Source organism: Arboricoccus pini, assembly GCF_900187945.1.
Classification (GTDB): domain Bacteria; phylum Pseudomonadota; class Alphaproteobacteria; order Geminicoccales; family Geminicoccaceae; genus Arboricoccus; species Arboricoccus pini.
This window is the reverse complement of record NZ_FYEH01000007.1, coordinates 40,198-65,358: the sequence shown is the minus strand read 5'-3', so window position 1 is coordinate 65,358 and position 25,161 is coordinate 40,198. Positions and strand designations below refer to the sequence as shown.

General features: G+C 63.0%; 23 protein-coding genes. 6 read left to right on the top strand and 17 right to left on the bottom strand.

Translation table 11 applies throughout. The features are described from left to right. Window positions 1-36 precede the first annotated feature (36 nt). The gene (locus tag CFB17_RS11180) at window positions 37-879 is read right to left on the bottom strand and encodes an ABC transporter permease (protein WP_088561790.1); all 843 of its coding nucleotides are present in this window, start codon (window positions 877-879) and stop codon (window positions 37-39) included. Window positions 880-1,258: 379 nt separating this feature from the next. Between CFB17_RS11180 and CFB17_RS11175 the strand changes: the two genes are divergently transcribed. Continuing rightward, window positions 1,259-1,690: a hypothetical protein gene (locus CFB17_RS11175; protein WP_088561634.1), complete on the top strand. Its 432-nt coding sequence runs from the start codon at window positions 1,259-1,261 to the stop codon at window positions 1,688-1,690. Here CFB17_RS11175 and CFB17_RS11170 read toward each other — a convergent pair whose 3' ends face one another. The 5 genes from CFB17_RS11170 to CFB17_RS11150 form a co-directional block, all read right to left on the bottom strand. Next, window positions 1,691-2,728 (bottom strand): TAXI family TRAP transporter solute-binding subunit, encoded by a 1,038-nt coding sequence (locus CFB17_RS11170; protein ID WP_088561633.1) that lies wholly within the window; start codon window positions 2,726-2,728, stop codon window positions 1,691-1,693. A 15-nt stretch (window positions 2,729-2,743) separates the two neighbouring features. Further along, window positions 2,744-3,421, bottom strand: a complete 678-nt coding sequence (locus CFB17_RS11165; protein WP_088561632.1) for an ABC transporter ATP-binding protein — start codon at window positions 3,419-3,421, stop codon at window positions 2,744-2,746. After that, window positions 3,414-4,664, bottom strand: coding sequence for a lipoprotein-releasing ABC transporter permease subunit (locus tag CFB17_RS11160; RefSeq protein ID WP_088561631.1), 1,251 nt, complete (start codon window positions 4,662-4,664; stop codon window positions 3,414-3,416). Before CFB17_RS11160 ends, CFB17_RS11165 begins: the two co-directional genes overlap by 8 nt. Before the next feature lie 25 nt (window positions 4,665-4,689). Next, entirely contained in the window at window positions 4,690-5,982 is a 1,293-nt protein-coding gene (gene proS, locus CFB17_RS11155) for a proline--tRNA ligase (protein ID WP_088561789.1), read from the bottom strand. 150 nt (window positions 5,983-6,132) lie between these two features. Then, complete coding sequence (locus CFB17_RS11150; RefSeq protein WP_088561630.1) at window positions 6,133-7,779, bottom strand: response regulator; 1,647 nt, start codon at window positions 7,777-7,779, stop codon at window positions 6,133-6,135. A gap of 137 nt (window positions 7,780-7,916) precedes the next feature. Between CFB17_RS11150 and CFB17_RS11145 the strand changes: the two genes are divergently transcribed. After that, complete coding sequence (locus CFB17_RS11145) at window positions 7,917-8,579, top strand: TenA family protein (RefSeq protein ID WP_088561629.1); 663 nt, start codon at window positions 7,917-7,919, stop codon at window positions 8,577-8,579. A 4-nt stretch (window positions 8,580-8,583) separates the two neighbouring features. Here CFB17_RS11145 and hydA read toward each other — a convergent pair whose 3' ends face one another. From hydA to CFB17_RS11120, 5 genes are all read right to left on the bottom strand, one after another. Further along, window positions 8,584-10,044: a dihydropyrimidinase gene (hydA, locus tag CFB17_RS11140; protein ID WP_088561628.1), complete on the bottom strand. Its 1,461-nt coding sequence runs from the start codon at window positions 10,042-10,044 to the stop codon at window positions 8,584-8,586. 83 nt (window positions 10,045-10,127) lie between these two features. Next, window positions 10,128-10,856 carry an HAD family acid phosphatase gene (locus CFB17_RS11135; protein WP_088561627.1) on the bottom strand — a complete coding sequence of 243 codons (729 nt, stop codon included), beginning with the start codon at window positions 10,854-10,856 and terminating at the stop codon, window positions 10,128-10,130. Between the two features lie 345 nt (window positions 10,857-11,201). Continuing rightward, window positions 11,202-12,314, bottom strand: a complete 1,113-nt coding sequence (locus tag CFB17_RS11130) for an NAD(P)/FAD-dependent oxidoreductase (RefSeq protein WP_088561626.1) — start codon at window positions 12,312-12,314, stop codon at window positions 11,202-11,204. A gap of 12 nt (window positions 12,315-12,326) precedes the next feature. Beyond that, on the bottom strand, window positions 12,327-13,391 hold the full coding sequence (locus tag CFB17_RS11125) for a malate/lactate/ureidoglycolate dehydrogenase (RefSeq protein ID WP_088561625.1): 1,065 nt from the start codon (window positions 13,389-13,391) through the stop codon (window positions 12,327-12,329). 76 nt (window positions 13,392-13,467) lie between these two features. Next, a complete protein-coding gene (locus tag CFB17_RS11120) occupies window positions 13,468-15,420 on the bottom strand; it encodes a potassium transporter Kup (RefSeq protein WP_088561624.1) in 1,953 nt (650 codons plus the stop codon). A gap of 501 nt (window positions 15,421-15,921) precedes the next feature. Here CFB17_RS11120 and dusA point away from each other — a divergent pair. Both dusA and CFB17_RS11105 read left to right on the top strand, forming a co-directional pair. After that, the gene (gene dusA / locus CFB17_RS11110) at window positions 15,922-16,908 is read left to right on the top strand and encodes a tRNA dihydrouridine(20/20a) synthase DusA (RefSeq protein ID WP_088561622.1); all 987 of its coding nucleotides are present in this window, start codon (window positions 15,922-15,924) and stop codon (window positions 16,906-16,908) included. A 98-nt stretch (window positions 16,909-17,006) separates the two neighbouring features. Further along, a complete protein-coding gene (locus tag CFB17_RS11105; RefSeq protein WP_207762027.1) occupies window positions 17,007-17,384 on the top strand; it encodes a DUF4870 family protein in 378 nt (125 codons plus the stop codon). Window positions 17,385-17,414: 30 nt separating this feature from the next. On the opposite strand, the gene CFB17_RS11100 is transcribed toward CFB17_RS11105, so the two are convergent. Continuing rightward, window positions 17,415-18,890 (bottom strand): AMP nucleosidase, encoded by a 1,476-nt coding sequence (locus CFB17_RS11100; RefSeq protein WP_088561788.1) that lies wholly within the window; start codon window positions 18,888-18,890, stop codon window positions 17,415-17,417. A 171-nt stretch (window positions 18,891-19,061) separates the two neighbouring features. Here CFB17_RS11100 and CFB17_RS11095 point away from each other — a divergent pair, with 171 nt between their 5' ends. Both CFB17_RS11095 and CFB17_RS11090 read left to right on the top strand, forming a co-directional pair. Further along, window positions 19,062-20,258 carry an acyl-CoA dehydrogenase gene (locus CFB17_RS11095; protein ID WP_088561620.1) on the top strand — a complete coding sequence of 399 codons (1,197 nt, stop codon included), beginning with the start codon at window positions 19,062-19,064 and terminating at the stop codon, window positions 20,256-20,258. A 7-nt stretch (window positions 20,259-20,265) separates the two neighbouring features. Further along, window positions 20,266-20,748: a PaaI family thioesterase gene (locus CFB17_RS11090; RefSeq protein WP_088561619.1), complete on the top strand. Its 483-nt coding sequence runs from the start codon at window positions 20,266-20,268 to the stop codon at window positions 20,746-20,748. A 12-nt stretch (window positions 20,749-20,760) separates the two neighbouring features. On the opposite strand, the gene CFB17_RS11085 is transcribed toward CFB17_RS11090, so the two are convergent. From CFB17_RS11085 to cysS, 5 genes are read right to left on the bottom strand one after another with little or no spacing between them, the layout of a single operon-like run. Further along, the gene (locus tag CFB17_RS11085; RefSeq protein WP_088561618.1) at window positions 20,761-21,678 is read right to left on the bottom strand and encodes a sulfotransferase domain-containing protein; all 918 of its coding nucleotides are present in this window, start codon (window positions 21,676-21,678) and stop codon (window positions 20,761-20,763) included. Window positions 21,679-21,693: 15 nt separating this feature from the next. Further along, a complete protein-coding gene (locus CFB17_RS11080; protein WP_088561617.1) occupies window positions 21,694-22,098 on the bottom strand; it encodes a ketosteroid isomerase-related protein in 405 nt (134 codons plus the stop codon). 59 nt (window positions 22,099-22,157) lie between these two features. Then, a complete protein-coding gene (locus tag CFB17_RS11075; RefSeq protein ID WP_165769570.1) occupies window positions 22,158-22,901 on the bottom strand; it encodes a TrmH family RNA methyltransferase in 744 nt (247 codons plus the stop codon). Window positions 22,902-22,912: 11 nt separating this feature from the next. Beyond that, the gene (locus CFB17_RS11070) at window positions 22,913-23,695 is read right to left on the bottom strand and encodes an RNA methyltransferase (protein ID WP_207762026.1); all 783 of its coding nucleotides are present in this window, start codon (window positions 23,693-23,695) and stop codon (window positions 22,913-22,915) included. A gap of 16 nt (window positions 23,696-23,711) precedes the next feature. Then, window positions 23,712-25,127: a cysteine--tRNA ligase gene (gene cysS / locus CFB17_RS11065; RefSeq protein WP_207762025.1), complete on the bottom strand. Its 1,416-nt coding sequence runs from the start codon at window positions 25,125-25,127 to the stop codon at window positions 23,712-23,714. Between the last annotated feature and the right edge of the window lie 34 nt (window positions 25,128-25,161).

The following is a 25,161-nucleotide window of genomic DNA, read 5'->3' as shown; positions in this document are numbered from 1 at the left end:
TCCTTCAGTGGTTAGATCAATCGGTGGGGAGGCGGATCAGCGTGACTGCGGTCGACGCGAAACGGCCTGCGTGATCCGATCCAGGATGATGGCAACGATGGCGATTGCGATGCCAGCCTGGAAGCCCTTGCCCGCCTCAAGGCGCTGAATGGCGCTCCAAACCTCACGACCGAGGCCACCCGCTCCGATCATCGCCGCGATCACGACCATCGAGAGCGACAGCATGATAGTCTGATTGATACCCGCCATGATCGTCGGCAGCGCTGTCGGAATCTGGACCTTCCAAAGCTTTTGCCAACGCGTTGAGCCGAAGGCCTCGGAAGCTTCGACCATCTCGCCCGGCACCTGCATGATCCCCAGCGCTGTCAGGCGGATAGTCGGCGGCATGGCAAAAATGACGGTCGCGAAGCAGGCCGAGACCGGGCCCAGGCCGAAGAAAGGAATGGCTGGGATGAGGTAGACGAAGCTTGGCATCGTCTGCGCCAGATCCATGATCGGCGCCACGGTTTTCCAGGTGCGCTTGCTGAGCGCGCAGGCGATCCCAATCGGCAGGCCAATGATCACGGCCGCCGCTGTGGAGAGCACGACAAGGACGAGCGTGATGATCATCGGATCCCAAAGGCCCAGATTCCAAAGGAAGGCCAGCCCAATGATGCTCATGAGCGCGATCCGCCAGCCGGCCACTCGCCAAGCGAGCAGGCCAACGACGATGATGAAGGCCCAGGGCGGGATGACCTGCAGAAGATCAGACAGATTGCTGATCCAGCCTGACACGGCACGACTCAAGACGCGGGTCACGCCGGAGAGATGATCGGTGAGCCAGGTGAGCAGCTGATCGCACCAGTCGTCGAGCGGTATTCGCGGGATCGTCAAGTCCATTTGGGCTCCGTCATCCAAGCATGCGCTGATCAGATCGCGAGGTGCCTCCGGCCGCAATCCCATGACTGATCAGTTGGGAGATCTAGCTGACCAGGAGCGTGTGATCGGCAATGATCACGACGTCTTCGTGTCCAGACGCGACAAGCCCCGAGGTCGATGCCTTGATCAGACATTTTAGACGCGTTGCCACCTGATGGTCGATGGTTAAGCAAAATTCCCCGGCAATCTCCCGGGAATGCATTGTGAACGCCGTCTAAATGCAGCGCGTGTGCCTTCCTTATTCGAAGGAAACCTAGACTAAACCCCAATCATAAGTTGTTGATTAAGATCGTCCGGATCTTCATGGTTTCCTTTTCGATACCAAGGAGCGCCTGAGGAAATGTTTGCAGATCGCCGTGCCGCCAAGCCCTCCAACGAGCCATCGCCTTTCGTGGCCTACACGACACGGCACGAAAATCCGGAACTTCTCGAAGCGCTGCACGAGAAGCTAAAAGCCGAACTTGATCCCAACGGTGCCATCGAATCGCACCTTGTTTGGGCGATCACCATGTCCTTCTGGCGAGCCGAACGAGCGGCGAGGCTGGAGCGCGCCGTCTTCGACGAGCGGCATCCAACCACTGAGGCGATCGAAGCGGCGGCGCACTATGCCAACAGCCAGCGGGAAGCGACCCGGGACATGCTGGACCTCCTCGACAGGCATTGCCGGTCGCCGGGAAGATTGGCCGGGCCGCACCGCTGGCGCGGCGGACTTGGCTGGCCTGCCAATGACAGGGGTAAGGACCGGGACGATCCGGCGGCGACGGTCGGCTGATCAGGCGAGGCCCATGGCGCGATACTGCTTCAGCGCGCCATCATGCAACATCAAGGGCAGGTCGCGAATCGCTTCGGCCGCGCCCTTCAGGTTGAAGCCGGCTCGCTGCAGCTCTTGCTGCACGGCCGACGACCAGAGGGCCGCGGTAAAAGCGCTGACCCACCGCGCTTGTTGCTGGCGCATCGTCACGAGCAGCGTCCGCGTGGAAAGCGTCGCCAGACCACCCGGCGGCACGATGCCATAAAGCCCCTCGGCCAATGTGGTGCGTGTCAACAAGCTGCCATTGGCGAGGAAGGGCTGCAGTTCCGGCCCGTCCAGGGGGAGAAGTGCGATCCGACCGGCGAACGGGGCCAATTCGCCTTGGGCATCTTTCGCGTTCACCTCGCGAAGCGGTGCCGCGCCCGTGAGGAACGCGGCGTCCAGCTGGCCATCCAGAAGGCCACGCAAGGCCTGCAGGGGCAACACGTTGCTTGCTTGCAGGTCGGCCGGCTGAATTCCGAAAGCACCAAGGACGAAATCAGCGTCGACCCTGGTGCCCGAGCCCTCCTCGCCCAGAGCCACGCGCTTGCCGCGCAGATCGCCGATAGCGCCGATGCCGGCATCCGCGCGCACCAGCAGATGAACGGCCTCGTCGCCGAGCGCCGCGACGACACGTAGCGAATCGACATTGGCACCGGTTCGAAGCGGCCCCTCGCCCTTGGCCAGCCATGTCGCGACATCCGCTTGGCACAGGGCAAACTCGATGCCCGAATCGACCAGCGCCTTGACGTTGGCCCGCGAGCCGGCCGAGGGCTGTGCGGTGACGATTGCGCCGGGAAGACCGCAGCTGCTGGCGGTATCGCAAGCAGCGCCCGGGGGCGAGGATAAGGCTGCGACCATCGCCTTCCCAAGCTGGGCGTAGCTGCCGCCGCCTCGCGCCGTGCCGATCCTGACAAAATTCAACGCCGCCGCCTGACCACGACCGACCGCGACCGTGCCGGCGAGCAGGCTGCCCAACCCCGCAAGGACGGGTCGTCGCGTAATCGCCATGCTGGTCATGCGCTTTGCTCTCCCTCAGGCTTGCTCAAGGCGACCCTCGACGACGCGATAGGTTGCATCCATGCGTGCGGCAAGATCGGGATTGTGGGTCGCAATCAGAGCGGAGATCTTCGCGTCACGCGCAAGCTCGATAAATGCGTCAAAGACGGCATCGGCGGTCGCGATGTCGAGATTGCCGGTCGGCTCGTCGGCCAGAATTAGAGCCGGCTCATTAGCCAGGGCACGGGCGATGGCCACACGCTGCTGCTCGCCGCCGGAGAGACGTCCGGGCCGGTGATCGAGACGATGTGCAAGGCCTAACCGTGTGAGCAGGTCGATCGCCCGGGCGCGTGCCTCGGCCTTGCCCCGTCCGGCGATGAGTTGCGGCATCATGACGTTCTCGAGCGCCTGAAAATCGGGCAATAGATGGTGGAACTGATAGACGAAGCCTATCTGGCCACGCCGGATGCGCGTCCGCTCGCCGTCGCTGAGCTTGCTGACCTCACGGTCCTGGATGAAGACGCGCCCGCTATCCGGCCGCTCCAAGAGGCCCGCTAGATGGAGCAGCGTTGACTTTCCGGAACCGGAGGGCCCGACGAGGGCGACGATGCTGCCCATCGGGATGGCGAGATCGACGCCACGCAGCACATCGACGCGCGCGCCAGCTTGCTCGAACGATCGGCAGACCGATTCCAACTTTAAGACGTCATTCATAGCGGAGAGCTTCGACCGGATCCGTTCGGGCTGCCTTGAAGGCGGGATAGAGTGTGGCAAGGAAGGAGAGGCCGACCCCCATGAGGACGACGCGAAGCGTGTCGTCGAACTCGACCCTGGCCGGGAGCTGCGACAGGAAGCGGATCTCGGGCGACCAGAGATCGACGCCCGTCAGGCTTTGAAGCCACATGCGGATCGTGTCGATGTTAGTGGCAAAGGCAAGGCCGACCAGGAAGCCCGCCAGTGTGCCGGCAATGCCGATCGATGCGCCGGCAAGAAAGAAAATGCGCATGATTGAGCCGCGCGAGGCACCAATGGTGCGCAGGATGGCGATGTCGCGCGCCTTGCTGCGCACAAGCATCGTCAGCCCGGTAATAATGTTGAAAGCGGCAACTATGATGATGAGCGTCAGGATCAAAAACATCACGTTGCGCTCCACCTCGAGCGCGGTGAAGAAACTGAGATTCATTTGCTGCCACGTCACAAGGCGCAGGGGCCCGCTGCCAAGCTGCTGCTGCAGGCTTGGCGCCACCCGGCCGATGCGTTCCGGATCGTCGAGCTTGATCTCGATCGCATTCGCCCGATCGTCGAGCTGGAAATAGGCCTGGGCGTCAGCCAGCGGAATGAAGACAAAGGCATTGTCGTATTCGTACATGCCGACTTCGTAGATGGCCCCTACCTTGAAGGTTTTGACCCGGGGAATGGTGCCGAAAGCAGTGGCCGCACCCTGCGGGGAGATCAGCGTGATGTTCGACCCGACCGTCAGTCCCATCCGGCCAGCCATGCGCGAGCCGATGACGGCTGTGTCCGTCTGCCCGAGCGAGTCCAGGCGGCCTAGGACGATATGGTCGTTAAACAAAGGCTGCACGGCGAGATCATGGGGCCGAACGCCCCGCACCACCGCGCCAGAGCTCACCTCATTGGCGCTGGCCATGACCTGTCCCTCGACATAGGGCATGACGCTGATCACGCCATTCACCTGCCGAAGCCGCCCGACGACGCTATCGAAATCGGCAATGCCGGCTGGTCCGGAGATCACATTCGCGTGGCCGTTGAAGCCCAGGATGCGGCCCATGAGCTCGTCGCGAAAACCGTTCATCACCGCCAGCACGACGATCAACGTGCCTACACCGAGGAGAATGCCCAGGAACGCGAAGCTGGCGATGAGCGAGACGAACCCTTCCTGGCGCCGTGGGCGAAGATAGCGCCAGGCGACGAGACGCTCGACCGAGCCAAAGATCATGGGCGATTCCCGAAAAGGAGCCTGGTCAGGACTGGGTGAGCCGCTGGATCAGCGCGTCCACGCCGATCTCGACCTTGTCGCCGCCGCGACGTGACTTCAGCTCCGCCAGTCCCGCGGCCGCTCCCCTTGGACCGACGGTGACCTGCCAAGGCAGACCGATCAGGTCCATCGAAGCGAACTTGACGCCGGGTCGCTCATTGCGATCATCGAGCAGCACGTCGACCCCGGCCTTTTGAAGCGCCTCGTAGATGGTCTCGGCGACGCCATTCGTCGCTTCGTCCTCCGGCCGCAGGTTAACGATGCCGACTTTGAAGGGTGCCACCGATTCCGGCCAGACGATCCCTTGATCGTCGTGAAAGGCCTCGATCAGGGCGCCCACAAGTCGAGAAACGCCGATGCCGTAGGAACCCATGTGGACGGGCACCTCGGCACCGTCCGGCCCCGTCACGACGCCCTTGAGCGGCACTGAATATTTCGTCCCGAAATAGAAGATATGGCCCACCTCGACGCCGCGACCGGTGCGCAGTCGCTCGGGCGGCACGGTACAGGCGGCCGCGTCATGCTTCTCGTCGGCAGCGGCATAAAACCGTTTCAGTTCCTCGACATCGAGGTCGGGAGAAGCAAAGTCGACCTCCTCGAACGCTGCGTCGTAATAAACGGCACTCTCACCGGTCGGCGCCAGGATCTGGAACTCGTGCGACAGGTCTCCACCGATGGGCCCAGTCTCCGCCTGCATCGGAATGGCGGTCAGGCCCATGCGCCGAAAGGCCCGCAGATAAGCCACGAACATCGCCTCATAGGAGCGTTTGGCGCCCTCGAAATCGATATCGAAGGAATAGGCGTCCTTCATCAGAAATTCGCGGCCGCGCATGACGCCAAAGCGCGGGCGGATCTCGTCACGGAATTTCCACTGGATGTGATAGAGATTGAGCGGTAGCTGCCGGTAGCTGCGGACATGGCGACGGAAGATGTCAGTGACCATCTCCTCGTTCGTCGGGCCAAAGAGCATGTCACGCTCGTGCCGGTCCTGGATCCGCAACATTTCCTTGCCGTAGGCATCGTAACGACCGCTCTCCCGCCAGAGATCGGCCGACTGGATCGTCGGCATCAGGATCTCGATCGCACCGGCGGCATTCATCTCCTCCCGCACGATCTGCTCCACCTTGCGCAGTACGGCATAGCCCAGCGGCAGCCAGCTATAGATGCCGGCGGATTGCTGCTGGATCATGCCGGCGCGGAGCATCAGCTTGTGGCTGACGATCTCGGCCTCGGCCGGCGCCTCTTTCATGACGGGAAGGAAGTAGCGAGACAGGCGCATCAAGAAACCCGGATTCGATGGGCAAAGGGCATCGGGCATGACCCGACATCGGCAAGGCAACGCAGGAGCGGGCTGGATGCCACGCGCAAGCGCCGCGCAATCTAGGCGCTGCGGGCGCGCGCGGCAACGGCGCCTCGATAGCTTCGCTCTTTAGGCCGCCCGCTGCCGCTGTCGGACCAGGCGCTCGAGAATGGCGACTAGACGCGCACCATCGATGGGTTTGGTGACATAATCATCCATGCCAGCCTCGCGGCATTGTCGTCCCGAATCGCTGGTCGCGTTCGCCGTCAAGGCCACGATGGGCACGCTGCGGGCGAGCGGCGATTCCAGCCTGCGGATTAGCCGCGAGGCCTCGAGACCGTCCATGCCAGGCATCTGGACATCCATCAAAATCGCATCGAACGTCGTTCGTTCAACTGCCGCCAGCGCGCCTGCCCCATCCTCCGCGATCGCCACGCGGTGGCCCGCACGCTCCAGGAGAATCGAGGCCAGCCGTCGATTGACTGGATTGTCGTCGACAACGAGGATCGAGAGCGATCGCCGCGATTCCGCGAGCCCATGGACGGTGATCAGCGGTTGCGCCGGCTCGTCGACTGCGGCCGCCTGCTGAAGGCAGGCGCGCAAAATGTCGCTTGCCACCGGCTTTGGCAGATAGGCGGCAAACCCCATTTCCTTGGCCCAAGCGGCATCGCCCCGCATGCCGGCCGCGGTTTGCAGGATCAGCCGAGTCGAGGCTAGATGCGGCGCGTCGCCAAGTCGGCTAACGAATTCCTCGATGCTCATATCGCTCAAGGGCGATTCCGTCAGAAGCAGGTCGATCGGCCGTCCTCGATCGGAGGCTTCGTGAAGGATGGTGATCGCCTCGCGACCGCTGCGTGCGCCGCGAACTCGCATCCCCCAAAGCTTGGCGAGCCCGGAAATGGCAAGGCGCGAGTCCTCCTGGCGATCAACCACGAGAAGGCTCAGTCCTTCGAGCGTGGCGGACGAGCCATGATTGGCCGCCGCCGAAAGGACGGCCACCTGGCAGGTAGCGCGAAAATGCATGCCTCCTTCGACCCGCGGTTCCCAGCTCAGGTCACCGCCCATGGCATGCAGCAGCCGTCGCGTAATCATTAGGCCTAGTCCGCTGCCACCATAGAGCTGGCCAATGGATGCATCACCTTGCTGGAAAGCCCCGCCCAGGCGCTCCCTGGCTGCGGCATCGACGCCAATGCCGGTATCGACCACGTCGATCTGCAAGGTCGCCACGTCGTCCTTGGCGCCAACGAGGCCGATCAAGACCCGCACGGAGCCCTCCGGCGTGAACTTCAAGGCGTTGGTGGCAAGATTCAGGATGATCTGACGCAGGCGGCCCGGGTCCGCCCGCAGGAATGGCGGCATGTCGGGTGCCAGAATGATCTCGAAGGTCACGCCGCGCATGGCGGCTCGCGGCTGCAGCATGGCAACGATGTCGTGCGTCAGGTGCGAGGGCCGAAACGTCACGTCGAGGAGTTCGAGCGCACCTGCATCGATGCGCGAGGCATCGAGCAGATCGTTGACGAGTTCGAGAAGGGTTCGTGCCGAAGTTTGGACGCCCTCGACATAACCGGTCTGCTCCTCGTCGAGCTTGGTCTCGCGCAAAAGGCGTGAGAGACCGATGATGCCATTGAGTGGCTCGCGCATCTCATGGCTCACGATAGCAAGCTCGGCGGCGCGGTTCCTCGCGATCTTGTCGTCGCGGCGCGATTGCCTCGCCAGCTTAGCCATCCGCAAATGCATCTGCCGCTCGCGCCGCACGACCTTTCGTCGCTCATCCATCCTTGGCTATCCCTGGCGATACGCTCACCGCCGATGCGTCATGTGTTGTCGCGGCAGCTTTCGATGCATCTTTACGCAACCTGGTAAATAAATCGTTGTCGCCAGCGCTACCACAAAGCGAGCTCAAGGAACCGTCAATGAGTTTTTCTCGTCGTATGTGGAATGAGATCGATCCCATCTACCAGGCTGTCCTGGCGCATCCCTTCAACCTCGAGATGTCGAATGGACGTCTCGATCGCGACGTCTTTCTGTTCTACATGATCCAAGATGCGCATTATCTAGGCGTGTTCGCGCGGGCACTCGCTTTGGCAGCCGCAAAGGCGCCGATGGCAGCCGCCCAGATCAGGCTGGCGGACTGTGCTGCGGACGCCATCCGCGTCGAACGCGGACTGCATGCGAGCTTCTTCAAGAGCTTTGGCGTCAGCCAGGCCCTCTTCGAGGCAACACCCCCCTCGCCGACCTGTGAGGCCTATGGCAATTTCCTACTCGCGCGCGCCCATGGCCCAGGATACGGCGTCGCCGTTGCCGCCGTCCTACCCTGCTTTAAGATCTACTACGAAGTGGGCCAGGTCCTGTTCGGCCAGAGTTCGAGCAGCAATCCCTTCAGGGAATGGATCGACACCTACGCCGACGAGGCCTTCGGCCGCACGGTTCGCGACATCGAATCGCTTGCCGATCAAGCCTTCGTAGAGGCATCGGCGAGGGAGCGGCTTGAGATGGACCATGCTTATCTTACGGCCAGCCGCTATGAGTGGCTCTTCTGGGACAAGGCCTATAGTCGGGAGGCGTGGCCGGTCTGAGTCCTCAGGGCGTCTGCTGAAGATTGACCTGACGCTGCACGGGTGAGGGCCGCGTCTGATCGTTGCGCAGGGCTTGAGCGATGAACGCGGGTGCCATGGGTGGCCGTTCGACGAAGTGGCCCCGACCGCGCTCGACATCCAGACTGCCGTTCCGCCAGACGATCCTCCCGTTGCTGAGGGTGACGGCGGGATAGCCTTTGACCTCCATCCCCTCGAAGACGTTCACGTCCAGTTTTGAATGGTGGGTCGAGGAACTGATCGTCTTGGTGGCAGCAGGGTCCCAGACCACGATGTCCGCATCCGCCCCGGCCGCGATGACACCCTTGCGTGGGTAAATATTCAAGATGCGGGCGATGTTGGTCGAGGTGGTCGCGACGAATTCCTCGGGCGTCAGCCTGCCGGTGTTCACACCCTGGTCCCAGAGCACCGGCATCCGCTCCTCAAGGCCGCCCGTGCCATTGGGTATGCGGGTGAAATTGTCGAGACCAAGCTTCTTCTGCTCGATCGTAAAGGCGCAATGGTCCGTCGCCACAACCTGCAGCGAGCCTGCCAGAAGACCATCCCAGAGCGATTTTTGGTGGTCCTTGGAGCGAAAGGGCGGGCTCATGACGCGCGCCGCCGCGAACGACCAGTCCACGTCGCGGTAGACGCTCTCGTCCAGGGTGAGATGCTGGATCAAGGGCTCGCCATAGACCCGTTGGCCGTCGGCGCGGGCGCGCGCGATCGCCTCATGCACCTGGCGACAGCTCGTGTGGACGATGTAGAGTGGCACACCGGTCAGCTTGGCCAGCATGATGGCGCGCGTCGCTGCCTCGGCCTCGACCTCAGGCGGCCGCGAGAGGGCATGACCCTCCGGTCCGGTTATGCCCTGGGCCAGCAGTTGGGTCTGCATGCGAAAGACGGCCTCGCCGTTTTCGGCATGGACCAGCGGCAGGGCGCCAAGCTCGCGACAGCGACTGAAGCTTTGGAACAAAACCTCGTCGTCGACCATCAAGGCGCCCTTATAGGCCATGAAGTGCTTGAAGCTGTTGATGCCGCGATCGACGCAGGCGGCCATCTGCTGCGCCACCCGGTCGGACCACCAGGTCACGGCGACATGGAAGGAATAATCGGCCACAGCCTTTCGAGCCATGTCCAGCCAGTGATCGAGCGCGTCGGTCAGACTCTCCTGCGATGCTGGCAGGCACATGTCGACCAGCATCGTCGTCCCGCCGGCCAGCATGCAAGCCGTGCCGCTCTCGAAATCCTCGATCGCGGTCGTGCCCATGAAGGGCATTTCCATGTGGGTATGGGGATCGATGCCGCCCGGAAGCACGAAAGCGCCGCCCGCATCGATCGTCTCGCTGCCGGTCGGCATCGGCAGGTTCTGGCCGACGGCCACGATCTTGCCCGCATCGACCAGGACGTCAGCTTCAAAACGCCGATCAGCGTTGACAACAATACCTCCACGGACGACCAGAGACATGGCGCGACTCCCTCCCTCATCGGCGATCCATGTGCCCTACCCTAGCCCTCTGCGAGCCGAGGGCTAGAGGCGGTACTACGGCCTCAGGGAATGTAATAGAATGGATTGGGAAGCTTCACCCAGGCTTCGGCGGCGCCGCCCAAGAGATCACTCCACTGATCGCCCATGGTCAGAATGATCGTGTAGCCTTTGGCTTCGATGGTCTTGCGCTCGGCCGACTTGAAGTCGGCTGCCGATTCGAAATTGGCGGCGGCCGGCTCGAGCACCAGGCCATCCCAACGGTCGAAACCGGCGGAGCGGAGATTGCGCGAGGTCGCATCGCGCAAGGTCTCCGCGCGATTGGAAACAAAGAAGACGGCAACGCCCTGGTCGCGGGCGAAGCGGTAGAGATCTAGCGTCGCCTCGATAGCAGGGGCCGCGCCCGACTGCGCCCAGGCGGCGAATCCGCAGGGGCTTGAGGGGACCCCGCGTGTGATCGGGCAAGGGAGTTCCTCGAAATAGGCGTAGCCATTGGCCTGGATCTCGGAAAGATTCGAGAGGGCCGTCTCGTCCACATCCAGAACGATGGCCAGCCGCTCGTTCGAGCGTTTATGCCGCAACCGCTGGGCAACCTTCGCCTGCGCGCCGGAGACGGCCTCGACGATGTCGGAAAAATAGCGACCTTCATCGACATAGGCATCGAGATCGGCGGCAAGGACACCGATGTTCTGCGGCTCGGCCTTCGCCGGCCATACCCATGCGAGATCGCCCGTGATCATGACAAGGGCGAACCAGGCCATCACCGTGGCGGGAAGGCTCAGCCCTCTATTCATCGACGCTCTCCCGGTCCTTCCTTGCTATCTATGGTCGAGAGGCGAGGAGGCCCGCAACGCCTGGCGTTAGACAAACGCGCATTAATCGTCTCCGTGCCAGGAACGCCACGTCGATGATGCATGCGAGCATCATCGACGTGACTCTTGGCCCGCGGCCCCATCTCAATCGACGGCCGACCCAGCCACGAATGTGCGGCGGGACATCCAAAATGCCTCGCACGACGCTGACCAGCGACCCTGGAGCAAACGCCTCGATGGGCTCGTACCGGCTGGTGCCAGGCAGCCCGCCTGTCTAGAGCCCTCTCATATCTCGAAGATATGGGCTAAAGCACGTTGACTTGGCACTCACGGAATGTCGATGCCAAGCGCCTGACCCACGCGCAACGCAATTGCCCATGAGGCTGTGAGGCCCGGGCTTTCGATCCCGTAAAGGTTGACGAGGCCTGGCACGCCGTGAAGTGCCGGGCCGTCGATCCGAAAATCGGCGGCGGGCTCGCCACTCGCGCTGATTTTAGGCCGTACCCCAGCATAACCAGGTTCGAGAGCACCATCCTTCAGACCCGGCCAATAGCTTCGCACGGCGGCATAGAAGACATCTGCTCGACGTGCGTCGACATCGTAGTCGATGCGTTCGATCCACTCGGTATCCGGCCCAAACCGACACTGGCCACCAAGGTCGATTGTCAGGTGGACGCCGAGCCCCGCCTTTTCCGGCACAGGATAGATCAGGCGGCTGAAGGGCGCCTTGCCCGTCAGAGTGTAGTAGCTGCCCTTGCAATAATAAGGCTTGGGTATCGTCTCGACTGGGAAGCCCTCGGTGCGGCGTGCCAGGTCCGGCGCGTCGAGGCCAGCACTGTTGACGACGCTCGTGGCCAGGATGCGCATGGGCTCCTTCCCACCCACATGCAGCTCGATTCCGTTGTCGTGTAGAATGGCCCGCTCGAGCGGGCTTTCGAGAGCCAGCATGGCGCCCGCCGCCTCCGCATCCCCTTGATAGGCCAGCATCAACCCATGGCTGTCGATGATGCCGGTGGTGGGAGAGAAGAGCGCGTGCGTGCAGAAGAGTTCGGGCTCCATCTCCATGGCACGCTCGCCATGCCAGAATTCAAGATCCGGCATTCCGAGGTCGGCGGCGTTGGCGCGAATCCGCAGAAGCTGCTCGCCTTGCGCATCGTTAACAGCGACGATCAGCTTGCCGCAGCGGCGATGCTCGATCCGACGCTCGGCGCAATAGGCATATAGGAACCTCTTGCCCTCGATGCAGAGCTGCGCCTTAAGGCTGCCTTGGGGATAATAGATGCCCGCGTGGATCACCTCGCTGTTACGGGCGCTGGTAATGCTACCGATCAGCGGCTCCCGCTCGAGAATGATGACCTCGCGGCCTGCTTCGGCCAGCCGCTTGGCGATGGCGAGGCCCACGACGCCCGCCCCGACGACGACACAATCGACGCGCTCCATGCGGGCCTGCCCTCAACCGTGCAGCGCGTGGTCGATCTCGGCATCCTGGAGGCCAAGCCGGCGGGCCGAATGTTCGATGTCGGCCCAGCTCTTGTCGTCAACCGGGATACCCTCGGCGCCGCGATGGTCTGCCGTGCGTCGTTCGGGCTCGCCCGGCAAGAGCACCTCGTCGAAGCCAGGGGCTGGTGGGGCAGCCTTAATCCAGCCTTTCACGCCATCGATCTCCCGGCGAATGGCATCGCCGCCACCAAAGCGTGTCGTGTCGACGATGAAAGCCAGCATATTATTGACAATGCCCTCCTTCTTTTCCTGCACGATGGTCTGACCACCGATCAGGGCGGCCCCCAGTATCTCGCACATGATGGCCAGGCCCGAGCCCTTGTGTAGGCCGAAAGGCAGCAGCGCACCCTTGTGGTGGTCGACAATAGGGAGAGGATCGTTGGTTGCGTTGCCCCGCTCGTCGATCAGCGAGTTGTCGGGCACGGGAACGCCCTTGTTTCGCGCCACACGTGCCTTGCCAAAGGCGATCGCACTGGTCGCCATGTCGAGTACCAGGGGCGTGCCGCCTTCCCCTGGCACCGCCGCGCAGAACGGGTTGGTTCCGAGGCGTGGATCGCTACCGCCATAGGTGGCAACCCAGGGGGCGTGGTCGGCGACATTAACGAAAGCCACGAAGGCCATGCCCTCGGCTGCGGCTTGCTCGCCATAAGTGCCGATTCGACCGATATGGGAGCTGTGACGAAGGGCGATGGCGCAGGTGCCAAGCTCACGCGCCCGCGCGATACCTCGGCGGGTCGCTTCGGCCGCCATTGACTGCCCCGCCCCTCGTGCGGCCTCGAAGATCAGGAGGGCGCCGGCATCTGCAACCGTGGTCAGGGTCTGATTGGGGATCCAAAGACCCTTCTCGAACATCTCGACATAGCTGGGCAGCATGCCGATGCCATGGCTGTCATGGCCTGCCAGATTGGCACGCACGAGGTGGTCGGCCACCTCATGGGCTTCCTCCTCGCGGCTGCCCATCTTGGCGATGATGAGCTTGGCATAAGCGTAGAGCCGCGACGGCTTGACGTAGGGCATGAAAGAGCCTTTCCCGATCCTCGTAGAACGCATTTAGCACAGAGCCCAAGAGGGCGCCAAAGCGGGCCTTGATCTTTCAGATCGAAACACGCTCTCCAAGCTCGATCGTCTGTTCTGGCGGCAGTCGGAAGAATTCAGCCGCGCTCGTCGCATTTTGCGCGATAACGACGAAAAGGCGCTCGCGCCAGATCGACATGCTGCGCTTTTGCGTCGGCACGGGAATGATGCGGCTGAGGATATAGGAAATTCCGCCTTGGTCGATGCGCACACCCATGCGCTCGCAGTCGCGCATGACTTTGGGCACGCTCGGATGCTGCATGAAGCCGAAACGGGCTTCGATCTTGAGCACGTTCGGGATGATCTCCTCGATCGTAATCGACTGGCTGCGCCTTATACGCGGTTCGGCCACGGTGAGGAGCGAGAGGACGATAATCCGCTCATGCATGACCTTGTTATGCTTGAGATTGAGCTGGAGCGCCTGCGGCACACGGTCGATACGGCTGGTAAGGTAGACCGCGGTTCCTGGCACACGTTGCCTGTCGGCCCCGCGCATGCGCCGGATGAAGGTGCCTAGCGGCTGGTCCTCCGCCTCGAAATGGCGCGTGACGACCGCGCGTCCTTGATACCAGGTGCTCATGATGAGGTAGATCAAAGCCCCCACCACCAGCGGCAACCAGCCGCCATCGGCAACCTTGAGGAGGTTGGCGCCGAGGAAGGCCAGGTCGATGGTGAGCCAAACCAGAAGCGCGATCGAGGCCAGCCAGATATTCCAGCGCCAGAGATTGGTGACCACATTAAATAGGAGGAGCGTCGTCATCGTCATGGTCCCCGTCACGGCGATGCCGTAGGCGGCGGCGAGGTTGGCCGAAGAACGGAAGCTTAAGACCAGCAAAAGCACGCCGATCAAGAGGATCCAGTTGACGGCTGGCAGGTAGATCTGGCCGATATGCTTCTCGCTCGTATGCCAGATGCGGGTGCGCGGGAAGATGCCCAGTTGGATCGCTTGGCGCGTGATGGAATAGGCGCCGGTGATGACGGCCTGAGATGCGATCACGGTAGCGGCGGTTGCCAGGATGACCAGCGGGATGAGGAACCAGGCGGGCGCCATCTTGAAGAACGGATTATCCACAGCACTAGGTTCGCTCAAGATCAATGCTGCCTGGCCCAGATAGCAAAGCAGCAGACAGGGCAGGACGAAACCGAGCCAGCTCAGCTGGATAGGCCGTTTGCCGAAATGTCCCATGTCGGCATAGAGCGCTTCACCACCGGTGATCGCCAGAACGACGGCACCCAGCGTCGCAAAGGCACGAAATCCGTCGGCAATGAAGAAATCGATTGCATGGACGGGATTGATCGCCTGAAGCACCATCGGATTCTGGATCAGTTGGATGATGCCAAGGCCGGCGATCACCGCGAACCACAGGACCATGACCGGGCCGAACAGCGCGCCGATATGGGCCGTGCCACGCCGCTGGACCATAAAGAGACCGATCAGAATGACGACCGCCACCGGCACGACGGCATAGTCGAGCTGCGGCGCGACGACTGTGATGCCCTCCACGGCCGAGAGCACCGACATGGCCGGCGTGATGATCGAATCGCCATAGAAGAGAGCGGCACCGGCGATGCCGATGGCTGTGACCATCCCGATGCTGAACGCTCCACCACGCTTGGCCAGCGTCAAAAGGGCCAGAATGCCGCCCTCGCCTCGATTATCGGCCCGCATGACGAACAGCACGTATTTAAGTGTCACGACGACGAGCAACGACCAGACGACCAAAGAGACGAGTCCCAGGACATTAGTCTGATCGACCGAGACGTTGTGCGCGCCGCGAAACGCCTCGTGAATCGTATAAAGAGGACTGGTTCCGATATCGCCGAAGACGACGCCGATGGCGCCGGTTACCAGCTTGGCGAGGGATGGCGTTATCTCGTCCTCGCCGTCCTCGAAAGCCCCGTCCGCCTGATTGTCGCCGGAATCGCCCTCGTCGCGCGTATCGACGAATTCCTCGCCTGGTTCCTCGCTCATCAAGAAGCCTTGGGCATTATCGGGACCAAGGGAATAGCGTTGGCCATGCTGATCTCCTCTACCCGACCAGGTCCGGGAAGGTTGCCCCTCCCCCCTGGTTCGACAATTCCTACCGGGCCGCGCCTTTCCCTCATGCGTGGCGTGGCCTTTTGCGCGACGAGCGGCCTTGGCTGCAAATCGCAAACCCGTGTCCCGGTCATACCCGTCGCCGCGCGGCACTCATGCCCGTTAATGATCGATTCGTCACCCCAGCCATTGAAATGCGTCACGAATCCGACGATCTGCACCGGCGACCGTCCTTGGGGTAGAAGAGGACATCAGCGTGGCAGGCCTGAGGACACACGCCTTGACCGTCGATTTCAGAATTCCGGCCAATCTGTCCGGCTCCTCTCCTCATGTCGACATCCTGGCAGGCTTCGTTCATGCCGCCAGCCCCGAGGTCGGAGTCACGAGGTCGCAGGCCGTAAGGCCCGTCCTGCCTGAGCAGGAGGGGTACCCGCCTTGACCGGACTCGACCGTCGTCTATGCGTGGCCCCCATGCTGGATTGGACCGACCGGCATTGCCGGTTCTTCCATCGTCTCATCACGCCGCGCGCAGTGCTCTATACGGAAATGGTGACCACCGGCGCGCTTCTGCATGGCGACCGCCAGCGATTTCTCGGCCATGACACGGCGGAGCATCCCCTGGCACTTCAGCTGGGCGGCAGCGAGCCCGGCGAGCTGGCCGCCTGCGCGGCACTGGCCGAAGAAGCGGGCTTTGCGGAGGTGAACCTTAATTGCGGCTGCCCGTCGGAGCGGGTCCAGCGTGGCAGCTTTGGCGCCTGCCTGATGCGGGAGCCGGCGCTGGTTGCCCGTTGTGTCGCCGCGATGATCCGTGCCACGAGCCTGCCGGTGACAGTCAAATGCCGGATCGGCGTCGACGATGTCGAGGACATGCCCTTTCTCCTGGCCTTCGTCGACGAGGTCGCGGCGGCGGGCTGCAGCACCTTCATCGTGCATGCGCGCAAGGCATGGCTCAAAGGGCTCAGCCCCAAGGAGAACCGCGACCTGCCGCCGCTCCGGTACGAACTGGTCCATGCGCTGAAGGAGCGCGCCCCGGAGCTCGAGATCATCTTGAATGGCGGCCTTCGGCAGGTCGCGGCGGCATGTGCCCATCTTCCCTTGCTCGACGGCGTGATGATCGGGCGCGAGGCTTACGAGAATCCGATCGCGCTTCGCGCCTTTGATGCCGCCATCTTCGGTCCGCTGCCGCCGCTCGGCCGGATCGAGATCGTCGAGGCCATGCGTGCCTATATCGATCGAGAGGCCGAGGCCGGCGTGCCGGTCAAATCGATTACGCGACACATGCTAGGGCTCTTCAACGGCCTCCCCGGCGCCCGGGCCTGGCGGCGGCATCTCTCCACGCACGCCATAAGCTCTAAGGCTACTTCCGCCGTCCTCCTCGAGGCGGCCACGCATGTCGACCCCGCTCTCGAGCTTGCCGCCTAGCGCAAAATTCGGCGTGGGTACCCTTCAAGCCGGCAGGCAGGCACCTATGTTAATGATGTTAACATGGATGTCCCCGCCCACAGCTTGGAGTGGCCCGCGTGTCGTATGACCAGTATGCCGACCCTGGCCGTTTGTTGGTGATGGAGCCCGGATGGCGCGCGCGCGACGACAGCCTGCGCGGTTGGGCGCTTGCCGGTTACGGCTTGAACTTCGCCAGCCTGTTTACCGGCGGCATCACCTCGTTGGTGGCGCTTATCCTCGCCTATGTGAAGGCGAGCGATGCGCGAGAGACCATCTATGCCAGTCATTTCGACAACCAGATCAGCGTCTTTTGGTGGTCGCTGGTATGGTCGGTCGTGGGCTTCATCTTCATGTTCGTCGGGATCGGCTGGCTCGTCTGGGGCTTGGCGTTTCTCTGGTTCGTTTATCGCATGGTCAAGGGAACCGTACGCACGGTGGACCGCGTCGGCTTCTAGCCATGGCGGGGCCGACTGGGAGCGCCATGGCTAGCGGAAGGCGGGTTCGTCGAAGCTGCGCAGCTTGCGCGAATGCAGGCGCTCGGGACCCTGAGCGCGCAGGATGCGGACGGCCTCGAGGCCGATCTGAAGATGCTGATTGATCCGCTCGCGATAAAACGTGTTCGCCATGCCGCGCATCTTGATTTCGCCATGCAATGGCTTGTCCGACACGCAAAGCAGCGTGCCGTAGGGCACACGGAAGCGAAAACCGTTGGCGGCGATGGTGGCGCTCTCCATGTCGAGCGCGATGGCGCGGGACTGATTGAGCCGCAACCATGATTCGTCGAAGCGCAGCTCCCAGTTGCGGTTGGCCACGGTGGCTACCGTGCCAGTGCGCATCCGCGTCTTGAGGTCGAGGCCATGCAGCCCCGTCACGCTGGCCATGGCTTCCTGCAACGCCATTTGCACCTCGGCTATCGGCGGCACCGGCGCGAAGAGCGGCAGTTCGTCGTCCAGGACCTTGTCCTCGCGCACATAGCCATGCGCCAGGACATAGTCACCAAGCCGCTGGCTGCGCCTCAGGCCGGCGCAATGGCCGAGCATCAGCCAGCAATGGGGACGCAAGACCGCCACATGGTCGGTAATGTTGCGCGCATTACTCGGCCCGACGCCGATATTGATCATCGTCACCCCGCGACCGTCGGGCCGGGTCAGATGATAGGCCGGCATCTGTGGCAGGCTGGCAGGCGGATGGCCTGAGGATGGCTCGCTCGTGAGGCGCGGATTGCAGGTCACGACGTTGCCGGGCTCGACCAAGCGGTCATATTCCTCGCCGCTAGTGATCTCGCTGCGCGCATAGTCGAGAAAATGATCGATGTAGCGCTGATAGTTAGTCAGCAGCACGAAGCGTTGAAAGAACTCGGGCATGGTGCCGGTATAGTGATGCAACCGGTGCAGGCTGTAGTCGACGCGCTCGGCTGAGAAGAGCGCCAGGGGCGAGGGCGCATCCGGCCCGCGCCGCCAAGTACCATTGGCGATGGCGTCGTCCGTCCGGCTGAGATCGGGCATGGCGAAGACATGCTGCAGCTCGTTGACCCGCTCGGGCGGCACGTCGGCCGAAATCTCATCGATGGCGAAAGGCAAGGGAATGGGCCGGCGGCTGAGACCGACGACGACCGGTACCGCGTGGTTCGCCATCAAGATGCCGAGCTGCGTCTTGTAATAATCGCGAAAGAGCTGGGGCCGGGTCAATGTGGCGCCGTAGAGGCCGGGATCGTGAAGCACGCCATAAGATAGCCGTGCATCGTGATTGAGCTCGGGCCGCCCGACCCGCACCCCGACGAACGGATAGCAGGCGTCGGGCATCACCTCCGGCGGCTTGCCTCGGCACATATCGGCAAAGGCTTGCTCCAGCCTTGTCATCGATTGCTCATAAAGCCGCTCGACTTCCCGCACGGCGCCCTCGGGATCGTCGAACACCGTCATGTGACGAATCCCGAACGCACCGAACTCTTCCAACGTCATCGAACTCACCATTAGCTCTAAGTGGCGGGACCCCGGTCCTTCAGATGTTCTAGCACGGGATGCGTCCGGTCGCGCGATCGGACCGGGGGTGCCTTGCGGGCCCGGCTGCGATAGACTTGCTGCTGGAACCCAAAAGCAAGAATTCGATAGGCGCAGGCTGTGGACAGGACGATGACGGAACGAGAAGCGACACGGGCATTCGCCTTCGACTGGGCCGATCCCTTCGATCTGGACAGCCAGTTGAGCGAGGATGAGCGCCTGATCCGCGACAGTGCGAGGGATTATTGCCAGGGCCAGCTCCTGCGGCGGATCGTCGAAGCCAACCGCCATGAGACGTTCGATCGGGAGATCTTGACCGAGATGGGCGCACTCGGTTTCCTGGGCGCCACCCTGCCCGAGGAAGATGGCGGTGCCGGTGCCTCGCACGTCGCCTATGGCCTGGTGGCGCGCGAGGTCGAGCGGATCGATTCGGGCTATCGATCCGCCATGAGCGTCCAATCCTCGCTCGTCATGTATCCGATCCACGCCTATGGCACGAAAGCGCAGCGCGAGCGCTGGCTGCCGCGGCTGGCAACGGGCGAACTCGTCGGTTGCTTTGGCCTGACGGAGCCCGATTTCGGCTCGGACCCGGGCGGCATGCGCACACGAGCGAAGAAGGTGGACGGGGGATGGATCATCTCCGGTTCGAAGAACTGGATCACCAATTCGCCGATCGCCGATCTTTGCATCATCTGGGCCAAAGATGAGGAAGGCACAATTCTCGGCTTCGTCATCGAACGGGGGGCCAAGGGCCTGACGACGCCCAAGATCGAGGGCAAATTCAGCCTCAGGGCCTCGACGACCGGGATGATCATGATGAGCGAGGTGTTCGTCCCCGACGAAAACCATCTTCCCAACGTCAAGGGCCTGAAAGGGCCGTTCGGTTGCCTCAACAAGGCCCGTTTCGGCATTGCGTGGGGGACGATGGGCGCCGCCGAGTTTTGCTGGCTGCAGGCCCGGAACTACACGATGGAGCGCAAGCAGTTCGGCAAGCCCTTGGCCGCCAACCAACTCATCCAGAAAAAGCTGGCCGACATGCAGACCGAGATAACGCTAGGCCTGCAAGCGGCGCTAAGGGTAGGGCGACTCATCGATGAGGGCCGCTGGGCACCGGAGATGATCAGCCTTATCAAGCGCAATAATTGCGGCAAGGCACTCGATATCGCCCGTCAGGCGCGCGACATGCACGGCGGCAACGGCATCGCCGACGAATATCACGTCATTCGCCACGTCATGAACCTCGAGGCGGTCAACACCTACGAGGGGACCCACGACATTCACGCCTTGATCCTCGGCCGCGCCCAGACCGGGCTACAGGCATTCTCCTGAAACTGCCATGCCAGAGCGCACTTACGCCTTCGAGGCACCGCCGGCCGATCGCGGACATCTAGCGACCCTGGATGGCCTGTCGATCGTCCGTGGCATGCTGACGGGAGATGTGCCGCCAGCGCCGATCTGGCAGACGGTCGGACTTGAGCTTGCAAGCGTCGAGGAAGGTTTGGTGGTCTGTGAGGCCGGCGTCGAGCCATGGATCTTGAATTTCCGTGGCGTCGGCCAGGGCGGCTGGCTCGCAACGCTCCTCGATACCGCCATGGGCCTGGCCATCCTGACAACTCTGCCGCAAGGCCGTCTGCACGCGACGCTGGAACTCTCGACGCGCTATATCCGTCCGGTTGTCCCGGCCCTGCGAAAGGTGCGCGTGACCGGCCGTGTCCTGCATGCAGGTCACCAGACGGCGACCGCCGAGGGCGATGTCAGGGTCGGGAACAAACTCTTCGCCCATGGCCAGACGACCTGCATCGTCTTCGATGCCAGCTGAGGCGAATGCGACTCAGTAGCCGAAGGGAAGCGGTGCCTGTCCCGCCAGCCAGGCCTCGATCGTTGCGATCTGATCGGGCGTGAACTCGTCCCGCCAGCCGCCGACCTTGCCACGCCTCGTCTTGAAACTCTGCGGATCGCTGGAGCCGGGCTTCATCCGCCGCCCGGCGAAGGCGATCCCACCGGTAGCCTCGAGGGCACGCATGTTCTCAAGGCTGCCATAGGCGACGGCATCGGCGATCTCGGCTTCGCTCGGCTCCTCGCCAAAGAAGCGAAGGACCCGCATCAGGGGCGCGGCCGCGTCCTTGCGCATCTCCTCATAGGAGACGACCTCGTGCTGGCGCAGATGCGGCAGTTCGCGTTCCCAGACGGCAAGGTAATCGACGATCTTGGGCAGGCCACAGCGTTCACTCATCACAAAGTCGAAGATCGAGCTTTCCGCACCGGGCGGCGGATAATCGTTCAAGATCTTCTTCCAGCCGCGCATGCGGTGGCGCCACTGGTAATATTGAGAGACGGCGGTATCGACGGGATCGCGGACGAGAAGAAGAACGCGCTTGGAGCGAAATTCCGCCCGATTATCCCAGTGGCCGGTCGCATCGCGAATATAATTGGCGTGGGTGAAGAGGATCCGCGGCACGCGCGGATTGAGCCGATAGAGATTGTCGAACTCGAGCGCCTGGCCTTCCGGCAGCGCATAGCGCCTCTGGAAATAGCGCGAGACCATCACCCGCAACCAGGTCCGACCGCTCTTGCCATAGGAGACAATAACGGTATCCGCGCTACCCAGTCGTCGCAGTTCGTCCAACCCGCGCCAGCGCCGGTCGAGCAGGCGGCGGCGGTCCCGGGGGACCACCACCAGTCCATGCACCACCACCTCGCGGACGATGTCGCGCCAGTTCTCAGGGTTGCGAAGAAGGGATAGGTCCATCGTGCCGGCGTGTCGTCAGGCCTGAACCTGACGCAGCCACTCCTGCAGATTATAATAGTTGGTCACGCGCGCGATCTTCCCCTCCTTGACGGTAAAGAAGGCGCCACCCGGCAGCTTGTAGGTCTGTCCACGAGCTTCCGGCAGGCCGGCATCGGTTGAAAGATAGGTGCCGTTCACGATGAACTCGGCGGCCGCCCGCGCGCCATCGGCGGAGACCATGACGACGATGTCGGTCAGATTCTCGCGGTAGCAATGGTTCATACGCGCCATGAAGTTCTTGAAGGCCGCCCTGCCCGGCTCGCGCCCGCTCTCATTGACGTCATGGGCGACGTCATCGCTCAAGAGCGCCAGCATCCCCTCGACGTCGCCACGATTGAAGGCGGCATAATAGTCGGCGATCAGGGTGGCGGTATCGGACATGGCCCTCGGACTTCCAGTCGGTGTCGATTTGGCGCCTCGTCTAGGCGAGCTAACCCGGCTTAGCAAGCGGAGCCCAGCCTGTCGGCATAGAGCGTCACGGCCACGGACGTGGCAAGATTGAGGCTCGAAACCCCTGCTGCCATGGGGATCGTCAGCCGACGATCGGCTCGCTGCAGCCAGGAGGGATCGAGCCCGCGGCGCTCGGAGCCGAAGACCAGGATCGGCCGCTCGCGCAGGCTTTCCGCGGTCAAAGGCTGGCCTTCGGGATGGAGCGCCAGGATCGGCCGGCTTACCTGGCCCAGATCCTCGATCCGCAGGACGGGCAGGGCGAAATGCAACCCGGCGCTGCCGCGCAGCACCGGAGCGCCCCAGGGGTCAAGCTGTCCCGTCGTCAATACACCCGCCGCAGCCGCGGCGGCACTCACGCGCACCACGGCGCCGACATTGCCCGGGTGGGTCGGTCGATCGAGAAGAACGACAGGCCCCGGCCGCTCCAGGATCGCCTGAAGGGTGACGTCGGGTCGCCGCGCGATGGCGATGATGCCGCTTGCAGGTGCCTTAGGGGCTAATCGGGCGAAAACGTCCGCCGGCACCTCGACCAGATGCCGGCGTAGCTGCGGCAGGATGTCGGGTGCGAGCCTGGCCGCGAGGCCTTCTGGCACTGAAGCATCGGCGGTGAGTGCCAATTCGACCTCCGCCTTAAAGCGAATCGCATGCTTGAGCGCATGCAGCCCTTCGAGCACGACAAGTGCTGGATCCTTGTAGGCGGCGTGCACGCGAAGCAGGAACGACTGACTTTCCATTGGACAGCCCGTCAGCGGGGACGGTGACCCGTGGCGATCTCCCGGACGATACCGCGCATGAGGTTGACCTCCGCCTGCGTCCAGCCGCGACGCTCGATCATCAGCTTGACAGCATTGCCGAGGCTGACCCGCCGCTGCGGGCTCTTGAAGAAATCGACCGCCTCGAGTTCGACCAGCATATGGTCGAGCAGTCCCGCAATGTCGCCCTTGGTGGCCGGCACATCCTCTGCCATCTCCTTGGGCAGAAGCCGTTGACCGGCTCCCAGATCGACCACCTTGCCCCATTCATGCACGATCAAGAGCACGGCCTGAGCGAGGTTCAAGGAGCTGAAATCGGGATTGGTCTGGATGCGCACCAGGGCATCGGCCAGGACCAGTTCCTCGTTCTCGAGACCCGTGCGCTCGGCGCCGAAGACCAGGCCCACGCCGTGGCCGGCCTCGAGCTGCGCCTTGGCACGGATCATCGCCTCGCCAGGCGTCACGACGGGCTTCTTCATCTCACGCAGACGGGCAGTCGTGGCATAGAGGTGATGCAGGTCCGCAGTGGCGGCTTCGAACGTGTCGAAAATCTGAACCTCGTTGAGGACGACGGTCGCGCCCGACGCCATGGCGACCGCCTTGGCATTCGGCCAACCGCATTCAGGCTTCACCAGCCGCAGGTCGCGCAAGCCGAAATTCAGCATGGCGCGCGCGGCGGCACCGACATTCTCGCCGATCTGTGGGCGGCAAAGAATCACGACTGGTGCCGCCGGGAGGGCATCGACCCAGTCGCGGTCGCCCTTGGTCTGCTTCATCGAAGTTGTCATGGGCTCAGACCGCGGACCGCTTTTGGACCCAGCCGGTCGTGCCATCCTTGCGGTCCTCGAGCTCCACGCCCTCGTCGGCCAGCTGCTTACGGATCGCATCGGCACGGGCGAAGTCCCTGCCGGCGCGGGCCGCGCGGCGCTCCTCAATCAAAGCTTCGATGCGAGGGCCGTCGACGCCAGCCCGGCCGCGCAGCCAGTGCGCCGGATCGTCGTTAAGAAGGCCCAAAAGTTTGGCCGAGGCCTTGAAGGTCAAGGCGATGCCCCTCGCCCCGGCGGGATCGCGCTCCTGGATGTGGGCTGTGAAGACACGCGTGGCCAGGCCATGCAGTTCGGCAATGGCCCTGGGGGTGTTTAAGTCATCGCTCAGGGCCGCCAGGAACTCGGCTGCTGGCTGGCCTTCCTCGTCGTCGTCCGGGCCGCCGAGCCCGGTCAGTTCGAGCACCTTGTAGAAGCGGGTCAGCGTCTCCTCCGCCTCGCGCAGCCCTTCGGGCGTACAATCCAGCGGCTGACGATAATGTGCCCCCAGGATGAAGAAGCGGATGGCCTCTCCCGGGACGATGGCCAGCGCGTCGTCGACGCGCAGCACGTTGCCCAGGGACTTCGACATCTTCTCACCACGCATGTCGACGAAGCCGTTATGAACCCAGTATCTGGCCATGGCGGACGCATCGTGGGCGCCACGGCTTTGGGCGATCTCGTTTTCGTGATGCGGGAAGATCAGATCGAGGCCACCACCGTGAATGTCGAAAGGCAGTGGGCCCAGCAAGGCTTCGGCCATGGCTGAGCATTCGATATGCCAGCCGGGACGACCCCGTCCCCACGGACTGTCCCAGCCAGGCTGGCCGTCCTTGGAGGGCTTCCAGAGAATGAAATCGGCAGGGTCGCGCTTGTAGGGGGCTACCTCGACGCGGGCGCCCGCCACCATCTCGTCACGCGAGCGGTTCGAGAGTTGGCCGTAGTCCGGCATTGAGGGAACGGAGAAGAGGACATGCCCTTCCGCCTCGTAGGCGTGCCCCTTGGCAACAAGCAGGCCGATGAGTTGCACCATCCCCTCGATATGCGCCGTGGCGCGCGGCTGGTGGCTGGGCGAGAGGCAACCCAACGCCACGCAGTCGGCAAGGAAAGCCTCGCTCGTCCGGGCGGTCAGCGCCTCGATCGGTTCACCGTTGGCCTTGGCCTGGTCGATGATCTTGTCGTCGATGTCGGTGATGTTGCGGACATAGGAGACCGCCGCCTCGCCATAGATCTGGCGCAACAACCGGAACAGGATGTCGAAGATGATGATCGGCCGCGCGTTGCCGATGTGGATGCGCTGATAGACCGTCGGACCGCAGACATACATCCTGACATTCGCGGGATCGATGGGGACGAAGCGCTCCTTCGTCCGGGTAAGCGTGTTGGTCAGGTGGAGCTCTGGCACCTTAGGCAATCTTTTCGCGGTATCAGTTAATGGA

Excerpts from the sequence above, each read along its gene's own strand:
- CFB17_RS11180 (WP_088561790.1), bottom strand. The coding sequence starts at position 879 with ATGGACTTGACGATCCCGCGAATACCGCTCGACGACTGGTGCGATCAG.
- CFB17_RS11175 (WP_088561634.1), top strand. The coding sequence starts at position 1,259 with ATGTTTGCAGATCGCCGTGCCGCCAAGCCCTCCAACGAGCCATCGCCT.
- CFB17_RS11170 (WP_088561633.1), bottom strand. The coding sequence starts at position 2,728 with ATGACCAGCATGGCGATTACGCGACGACCCGTCCTTGCGGGGTTGGGC.
- CFB17_RS11165 (WP_088561632.1), bottom strand. The coding sequence starts at position 3,421 with ATGAATGACGTCTTAAAGTTGGAATCGGTCTGCCGATCGTTCGAGCAA.
- CFB17_RS11160 (WP_088561631.1), bottom strand. The coding sequence starts at position 4,664 with ATGATCTTTGGCTCGGTCGAGCGTCTCGTCGCCTGGCGCTATCTTCGC.
- proS (WP_088561789.1), bottom strand. The coding sequence starts at position 5,982 with ATGCGCCTGTCTCGCTACTTCCTTCCCGTCATGAAAGAGGCGCCGGCC.
- CFB17_RS11150 (WP_088561630.1), bottom strand. The coding sequence starts at position 7,779 with ATGGATGAGCGACGAAAGGTCGTGCGGCGCGAGCGGCAGATGCATTTG.
- CFB17_RS11145 (WP_088561629.1), top strand. The coding sequence starts at position 7,917 with ATGAGTTTTTCTCGTCGTATGTGGAATGAGATCGATCCCATCTACCAG.
- hydA (WP_088561628.1), bottom strand. The coding sequence starts at position 10,044 with ATGTCTCTGGTCGTCCGTGGAGGTATTGTTGTCAACGCTGATCGGCGT.
- CFB17_RS11135 (WP_088561627.1), bottom strand. The coding sequence starts at position 10,856 with ATGAATAGAGGGCTGAGCCTTCCCGCCACGGTGATGGCCTGGTTCGCC.
- CFB17_RS11130 (WP_088561626.1), bottom strand. The coding sequence starts at position 12,314 with ATGGAGCGCGTCGATTGTGTCGTCGTCGGGGCGGGCGTCGTGGGCCTC.
- CFB17_RS11125 (WP_088561625.1), bottom strand. The coding sequence starts at position 13,391 with ATGCCCTACGTCAAGCCGTCGCGGCTCTACGCTTATGCCAAGCTCATC.
- CFB17_RS11120 (WP_088561624.1), bottom strand. The coding sequence starts at position 15,420 with ATGAGCGAGGAACCAGGCGAGGAATTCGTCGATACGCGCGACGAGGGC.
- CFB17_RS11100 (WP_088561788.1), bottom strand. The coding sequence starts at position 18,890 with ATGACGTTGGAAGAGTTCGGTGCGTTCGGGATTCGTCACATGACGGTG.
- CFB17_RS11095 (WP_088561620.1), top strand. The coding sequence starts at position 19,062 with ATGACGGAACGAGAAGCGACACGGGCATTCGCCTTCGACTGGGCCGAT.
- CFB17_RS11090 (WP_088561619.1), top strand. The coding sequence starts at position 20,266 with ATGCCAGAGCGCACTTACGCCTTCGAGGCACCGCCGGCCGATCGCGGA.
- CFB17_RS11085 (WP_088561618.1), bottom strand. The coding sequence starts at position 21,678 with ATGGACCTATCCCTTCTTCGCAACCCTGAGAACTGGCGCGACATCGTC.
- CFB17_RS11080 (WP_088561617.1), bottom strand. The coding sequence starts at position 22,098 with ATGTCCGATACCGCCACCCTGATCGCCGACTATTATGCCGCCTTCAAT.
- CFB17_RS11075 (WP_165769570.1), bottom strand. The coding sequence starts at position 22,901 with ATGGAAAGTCAGTCGTTCCTGCTTCGCGTGCACGCCGCCTACAAGGAT.
- CFB17_RS11070 (WP_207762026.1), bottom strand. The coding sequence starts at position 23,695 with ATGAAGCAGACCAAGGGCGACCGCGACTGGGTCGATGCCCTCCCGGCG.